Annotated in this window: 1 protein-coding gene; it reads right to left on the bottom strand. The window is 50.4% G+C overall.

The annotated features are described in order from the left end of the window. Positions 1 to 140 precede the first annotated feature (140 nt). Positions 141 to 1,275 (bottom strand): IS3 family transposase gene (locus ACQ76X_RS35895; protein ID WP_438498663.1). Its coding sequence is split into 2 segments (ribosomal slippage), with 1,134 coding nucleotides annotated over them: positions 141 to 1,004 and positions 1,006 to 1,275; the frame shifts between segments, so codons are not numbered across the junction. This gene is flagged as partial in the annotation.

Here is a 1,275-nt window from a genome sequence, read left to right as displayed (position 1 = left end):
TATGGTGCTACACGATGTCAAGACAGTGAATTTGAATTCTTTAAGGTGTGAAAATAATTACAAAGTTAGTGTACCACCCGGGGAACAGGTGGAGGGCAAAGCCCAAGCGAAGGCGCGGGAGGGGAACAAAGTTCCCTCCATTACTCGCTTGTGGATAAGAGCAGAGCCTGACGGTTATACACCGCTGCGGGCGTGAAGTTTTGCAGCGATTGATGAGGCAAGTAGTCATTATGCAAGTGGATGTAATGCTGCACTCCCTGCCGCGTTTCACGAGGACTACTGTACTCATTGATATAAATCTCATTGTACTTCAAACTACGCCAGAAGCGCTCAATGACAATGTTATCCTTGGCGCGGCCCTTCCCATCCATGCTGATGCGAATCTCGTGCTCCTTGAGCAAATCAATATACTTCGGACTGGTAAAATGACTCCCTTGGTCGCTGTTCACAATCGTAGGTAGAACGCGTTCAAACGCGCGCTTCATTGTCTCCAGAACGAAGCCGATCTCCAGGCTCTGATCCAGCTGCCAGTCCACGATATAGCGAGAATACCAGTCCATGACGGCGTAGAGATACATCCAACCCTGAGTCATGCGGATATAGGTAATATCCACACTCCAGACCTGATTAGGCGCAGTGATCGGTAACCCCCGCAGCAGGTAGGGATAGATGCGGTGCTGCAGGTCGCGTTTGCTCAGGTTCGGCCCGGGGTAGACCGCCATGATGCCCATTTCTCGCATGTACCGCCGAACGGTATTCGGGTGAATGGAATCGCTTTCTCGGTTCATAATGGCAGCAATCTTCCGGTAGCCCAAGAAGGTATGCTTCGTGTAAAGCTCGTCGATCCGGTGCTTGAGGCGAATTTCCTCCGGGGAGGGAGGGACCGGCTTGTAATACAGGCTGGAGCGATTGAGGCCGAGGAGGTCCGTCTGGACCTGAATCGCCAGGTCAGGTGTATCCCATTCGAGAAGGCTCAAGCGCTCGTCTCGGGTGAGATTAGCGGCCAGATTTTTTTTTGAGCCACGACAATTGAGTGGTGAGCTTGCCCACCTCGGCGTAGAGTTCTTCGATCTGCTGTTCGTATTCTTTTTTCATTTTGGTGATGCCCTTTCGGTCATCCACAAACAATTGAGAGAGGTTTTGAGTCGCTTCATTTTTCCAGCGATTCAGGATATTGGCATGAATTCCTGCTTCGGAAGCAATCTGTGATATGGATCTTTCTTCTTTCAAAATCTCCAGCACGATCCGTGCTTTTTCTTCCGGTGTAAACGTTCT

Source organism: Paenibacillus sp. IHBB 3054 (assembly GCF_051594305.1).
GTDB lineage: Bacteria > Bacillota > Bacilli > Paenibacillales > Paenibacillaceae > Paenibacillus_AQ.
This window is presented reverse-complemented; position numbering and strand designations above follow the sequence as displayed.